The sequence below is a fragment of the Aliarcobacter sp. genome, assembly GCF_041672065.1.
Taxonomy (GTDB): Bacteria; Campylobacterota; Campylobacteria; order Campylobacterales; family Arcobacteraceae; genus Aliarcobacter; species Aliarcobacter skirrowii.
The window spans coordinates 1-5,024 of the sequence record NZ_JBAZAH010000081.1 but is presented as its reverse complement, the minus strand read 5'-3'; the positions used below and the strand labels follow the sequence as shown (position 1 = coordinate 5,024).

The following is a 5,024-nucleotide window of genomic DNA, read 5'->3' as shown; positions in this document are numbered from 1 at the left end:
TAAAGATGAAGCAAATACTTTAAGAAATAAGATTTTAGGTGTTGCAGATGATAGTATTTTAACTGATATTTTAAAATATAAGAAAAAGATTTTAGAAAGTAGAACTTAATAGATTTTGCGACACAAGATGTCGCAACTATTTGTTAAACTGTATTTATAAATTTGAAAAAAGGTGAACAATGAAAAAAGTTACAATTATAGGTTTAGGTGGAGCGGGTATTAATTTTTTAAACTATCTTAAAAAAAAAGAGTTAGGCAATTTAGATTTAAAATTACTTCCACTAGAAGATAAGAATTTTGATAAAAATCTAATTGAAAAAGAAATTATAAAAGATACCAAAGTTTTTGTTGTATTTGGAGTAGGAAGTAATATAGAAAAATATTTGCTTTTATCTGATATTTTAAATCAGCTAAATCTAACTTCAAGCTATATTGTTTTAAAACCTTTCTCTTTTGAAGCAAAAACAAAACTACAACAGTTTGAAAATATAGTAGAAAAATTTAAAGATAAAACTTTAAAGATTATAGAAAATGATATTATTCAATCATTGGGTGATAATTTATCTATAAAAGATGGATTTGAAAATATTGATAATGAAATCTTTGAATTTATAAAACTAGAATTATCTAAAAGTTAATTTAAAAAAGAAGAGCAAAATTACTCTTCTTTTACTATCTTTAAATCTATTTAATTGTTTTTCACATAACTCATCTGTTTATTATAAGCCATATCCCAAAACATATACTCAAACTCAACACTTGATATAAAAATATCTTCAACCACTTTTTTTTCAGCTTCTGTTCTGTTTTTTACAAGCTCATCAAGTGCATCATAAAACCACTCAAATGACTCTTCAAACTCAACTCCTGAGTAAGTTTCTATCCAAGATTTATAGAAATTATTTTCTAAAGTATCTTTATATTGCTCTTTTAATCTTTTACCATAATCACAATATGTCCAAGCACAAGGAAATACAGTTGCTAAAGTGTGTGCTAAATCACCTTTTAAAGAAGTTGCAAGCATATTTGCTGTGTAAGTTCTGTTAAACAAACTAGCTCTTACATTTTTAACCTCTTCATCACTAATACCAAACTCTTTCATATACAGATGGTGAAGTTTCATCTCATCAACTAAAGTTGCTTTTGTAATAGCACTAAGATTTCCAAGCATCTTCTCATCATCTGCTTTTGTCATAGCCATTGCAAATACTTTTGCATACTCTAAAAGATACAAATAATCTTGTAGTAAATAAAATTTGAACTTCTCTTTTTCTAAAGTCCCAGCTCCCAACTCTTGTACAAATGGGTGATTATAACCATCTTCCCAAACTTTTATAGCTTTTTGTTTTAATTGTCTTGAAAATGACATTTTAACTCCTTTTATAATTTAAATTTATCGCAAAAAGATTCTGGAGTGTCTGTTTTCATACCTTCACTCATAATACAAAAATCTTTTGCACCACTATTTAAAACATTTTTAAAATTTTTCTCATTTATCCCACCAATTGCAATAATAGGAGTATCAATATTTTCATAAAGCTCTTTTAAAAAAGCCAAACCTCTTGGTTTTAAACCCTCTTTACAAGAAGTTTCAAAAATATGTCCAGCAATAATTGCATCTGCACCTAAATTTTGGGCAGTTTTTGCTTCAGTTAGTGAGTGAATAGATACATAGATATTTGAAAAGCTATTTAATCTATCTTGATAATTTAAAAAATCATCAAAAGAGAGTTGAATATTTTTTATATTCAATTTTATTGCTACATCTATAAAGCTATTTACAAAAAAATCCACACCATACTTTTGGCAAATCTTTTTAACCTCTATTGCAAGAGATTCATAATCACAATTTTCTAAATCTTTCTCTCTTAAAATTATTGCATTTGGTTTTGAACTAGCAAGTAGTTCAACTCTTCTTAAAAAATCATCACAACAAAGTTTTCGATTTGTTACAATAATTGCCATTTTAAACTCTTATAAAATTTGAATAAACAGGTTGTAAGCTCTTATTTAAAATCATAGTGTGAACATCTTCTACACTTCTTTCATCAGATATTTCAAACTGTTCATCACCTTTTTTCTCTTCATCATGCCCTCCAACACCAACACTAACTCCTGCTGAAATCTTATTTGCAACAAGACCAACAACATTATCTCTAAAAACATCTCGCTCTCTTGTTGATATTGTGATTGTTGCATAAGGCATAAAAATTCTATATGCACACATAACTTGCAGAAGCTGTTTTTCATAAACATCATTTGAGTTGTTGTTTTTATTGTTTATATATGGTCTTAATCTTGGAACTGAAAAACTAATCTCTGCATGAGGATATCTTTGTTGAATTAGTGTTGCGTGAAGTGCAGCAGCAAAAGCATCTTTTCTAAAATCATCAAGTCCTAATAAGGCTCCAAAAGCAACCCCTCTAAATCCAGCTTTTAAGGCTCTTTCTTGAGCATTTATTCTATAAGAGAAGTTTCTTTTTGAACCCCAAAGATGAACATCTTCATATTTTTTTCTATTGTAAGTCTCTTGATAAACAGCTACAAAATCAGCTCCATTTTCATGAAGTAGTTTATACTCATCTAAATTTACAGGATAAACCTCAAGAGCAACAGTTGAGAAATATTTTCTTGCAAGTTTAACAGCACTTGCAATATAACTAACACTTGATTTTCTTCTGGCTTCTCCTGTTAAAAGTAAAATCTCTTTTAAACCAGTTTTTGCAATAGTTTGTAACTCATTTTCAAGCTCTTGTGTTGTAAGTGTTGCTCTTTTTATTTTGTTTGTTGCTTTAAAACCACAATATGTACACTCATTTTCACAATAGTTTGCAATATACAAAGGTGTAAAAAGCAAAATAGAGTTACCAAAATTTTTTCTAGTCTCCTCTTTTGCTCTTTGTGCCATAATCTCTAAAAACTCTTCTGCATTTGGTGAAAGTAGGGCTTTAAAATCTTCTAAATCTAATCTATCTTTTTTTAGGGCTCTTTTAACATCATCTTTACTATATTTTGAGTAGTTAAAATTTTGCATAGATGATGTGATAATTGATTCAATATCAGATTCAATATCCTCCATATCTTTATAAAAGAGTTGATGATTTATCTCTTTCAATTATCATCTCCCAAAAAACCTGTTAATGGACTTGAAGCTTCGGCTTTATCTAAAACTCTTCCAAGACCTGATAAATAAGTAGCTCTTCCAGCTTTTATCGCATTTTTAAAAGCCTCTGACATCAAAACAATATCATTTGCTGTTGCAACAGCAGTATTTAGCATAACAGCATCAACACCCATCTCCATAGCTTCACAAGCTTGTGATGGTCTTCCAATTCCAGCATCAACAATAATTGGTAAGTCTATCTCATCTACTAAGATTTGAATAAACTCTTTTGTTAAAAGCCCTTTATTGCTTCCTATTAAAGAACCCAAAGGCATAACTGCAGCTGCTCCTGCATTTACTAAATCTCTTGCTACATACAAATCAGGATAACAATATGGTAAAACTGTAAAACCTTCATTTGCTAATTTTTCAGTTGCTTTTATTGTCTCATAGTTATCAGGTAGAAGATATTTAGAGTCTTTAATAATCTCTAGTTTTACTAAATCTCCACATCCAAGCTCTCTTGAAAGCCTTGCTACTCTTAAAGCTTCATCGCTATTGATAGCTCCTGAAGTGTTTGGAAGCAGAGTTATATTTTTTGGAATATAATCTAAAATATTTTCAACACCACCACTATTTGCTCTTCTTAAAGCCAAAGTAATAATTTGAGCTTCACCATTTTTTATAACAGCTTCTAAAAGTGGAAGTGAAAATTTACCAGAACCTAAAATAAATCTTGAATTAAACTCATATTTTCCTATTTTTAATATATCATTCATAATATTTTCCTATTTTTATACATCGTAAATATCTAAAATAAGCCTTAAAATCATATTTGCTTGATGAGCAGCACAAATAGTTACTCTTGGAGCCATAAGTCCCATTCCAACTCTGGCTTCTGCTTCTAAATCACCACAAATAAATAGATTTTTTAGTGCTTTTTTTGTAGAAATTTTGTTTGAACTATCGTATCCAGCCATTCCAGAACCAGAGACTATCTTTTTATCTGGAAAATTTTGCAAAATACCATTTATAAGCATTGCTTTTTGATCTGCTTTATCAAAAGCCTCACAAATAATATCGTAAGAGGCAAAAAGCTCTTTTAGATTTGATTCATCTATTTTTATATTTTTTGTAATAATTTTGATAAATGGGTTAATCTCTTTTAACTGCTCTTTTAGTGCATCTGTTTTATTCATACCTAAGTGCTTTATATAGTAGCTTTGTCTATTTAAATTGCTAGGCTCTACAATATCAAAATCAATTAATAAAAGCTCTCCAACTCCAATTCTTGCTAACATAACAGCAATATTAGAGCCAAGTCCACCAAGTCCAGCAATAGCAACTTTGCTATTTTTTACTTTTTGATGAACTTTTGGAGTGTGTCTTGACACCATTGTAGCTTCCAACTCATCACTTGATGGCATTTTTCCTTTTTCAATAATCACCAAAGAGTCACCACTATTTATTTGCAAATCTTTTTCTAAAATAAAACCATTTAATATAATAATTGCATTTTTATTTAAACTATCTCTTAAAGCAAAAGCTGATTTATGCTCTGTTTGAATATTTTTGCCGTTTAGCTCTATATTTATCATCCGCCACCAACAAACCAAACTATCTCTAAAACATCGCTATTTTTTAAAAAAGTAGTCTCATACTCAATTTTTGGAACAATTTTTTGATTTAATTCAACAGCAACTTTAGATGGTTCAAAATTTTTAGAGATAAGTAGTTCATACAAACTTATCTCTTTTTCTATAAAAATCTCTTCATTGTTTACTCTCATCTTAATTCCTCGTATAATAAATTTATGAATATATAACCTAGCTTTTAGCTAAAAAATATATTCTTTTAAGATTGAAGTACTAACTTCAAATCTTTTACTTTTTACAGTCTATGACTTTAGATATAACAACAT

7 protein-coding genes are annotated in these 5,024 nt (G+C 28.9%); 1 reads left to right on the top strand and 6 read right to left on the bottom strand.

All coding sequences use genetic code 11. From position 1 onward, the window contains the following. Positions 1-179 precede the first annotated feature (179 nt). Positions 180-638: a hypothetical protein gene (locus tag WC168_RS09235; protein WP_372618839.1), complete on the top strand. Its 459-nt coding sequence runs from the start codon at positions 180-182 to the stop codon at positions 636-638. A 50-nt stretch (positions 639-688) separates the two neighbouring features. Here the strand turns inward: WC168_RS09235 and tenA are convergent, their stop codons facing one another. Genes tenA through thiS form a run of 6 tightly spaced genes read right to left on the bottom strand, consistent with a single transcriptional unit; the run spans position 689 to position 4,892 of the window. Then, positions 689-1,369: a thiaminase II gene (gene tenA / locus WC168_RS09230; protein ID WP_372618837.1), complete on the bottom strand. Its 681-nt coding sequence runs from the start codon at positions 1,367-1,369 to the stop codon at positions 689-691. Positions 1,370-1,380: 11 nt separating this feature from the next. After that, a complete protein-coding gene (locus WC168_RS09225) occupies positions 1,381-1,965 on the bottom strand; it encodes a thiamine phosphate synthase (RefSeq protein ID WP_372618835.1) in 585 nt (194 codons plus the stop codon). A gap of 1 nt (position 1,966) precedes the next feature. Then, positions 1,967-3,079, bottom strand: a complete 1,113-nt coding sequence (thiH, locus tag WC168_RS09220) for a 2-iminoacetate synthase ThiH (RefSeq protein ID WP_125297095.1) — start codon at positions 3,077-3,079, stop codon at positions 1,967-1,969. A gap of 32 nt (positions 3,080-3,111) precedes the next feature. Continuing rightward, entirely contained in the window at positions 3,112-3,882 is a 771-nt protein-coding gene (locus tag WC168_RS09215; protein ID WP_372618833.1) for a thiazole synthase, read from the bottom strand. Between the two features lie 15 nt (positions 3,883-3,897). Then, positions 3,898-4,698, bottom strand: a complete 801-nt coding sequence (gene thiF / locus WC168_RS09210) for a sulfur carrier protein ThiS adenylyltransferase ThiF (protein ID WP_372618841.1) — start codon at positions 4,696-4,698, stop codon at positions 3,898-3,900. Next, positions 4,698-4,892 carry a sulfur carrier protein ThiS gene (gene thiS / locus WC168_RS09205; protein ID WP_066160251.1) on the bottom strand — a complete coding sequence of 65 codons (195 nt, stop codon included), beginning with the start codon at positions 4,890-4,892 and terminating at the stop codon, positions 4,698-4,700. The genes thiF and thiS overlap by 1 nt, the downstream gene beginning before the upstream one ends. Positions 4,893-5,024: the final 132 nt, after the last annotated feature.

Bases quoted from the DNA above. Each gene is read 5' to 3' on its own strand.
- WC168_RS09235 (WP_372618839.1), top strand. From the start codon at position 180: ATGAAAAAAGTTACAATTATAGGTTTAGGTGGAGCGGGTATTAATTTT.
- tenA (WP_372618837.1), bottom strand. From the start codon at position 1,369: ATGTCATTTTCAAGACAATTAAAACAAAAAGCTATAAAAGTTTGGGAA.
- WC168_RS09225 (WP_372618835.1), bottom strand. From the start codon at position 1,965: ATGGCAATTATTGTAACAAATCGAAAACTTTGTTGTGATGATTTTTTA.
- thiH (WP_125297095.1), bottom strand. From the start codon at position 3,079: ATGGAGGATATTGAATCTGATATTGAATCAATTATCACATCATCTATG.
- WC168_RS09215 (WP_372618833.1), bottom strand. From the start codon at position 3,882: ATGAATGATATATTAAAAATAGGAAAATATGAGTTTAATTCAAGATTT.
- thiS (WP_066160251.1), bottom strand. From the start codon at position 4,892: ATGAGAGTAAACAATGAAGAGATTTTTATAGAAAAAGAGATAAGTTTG.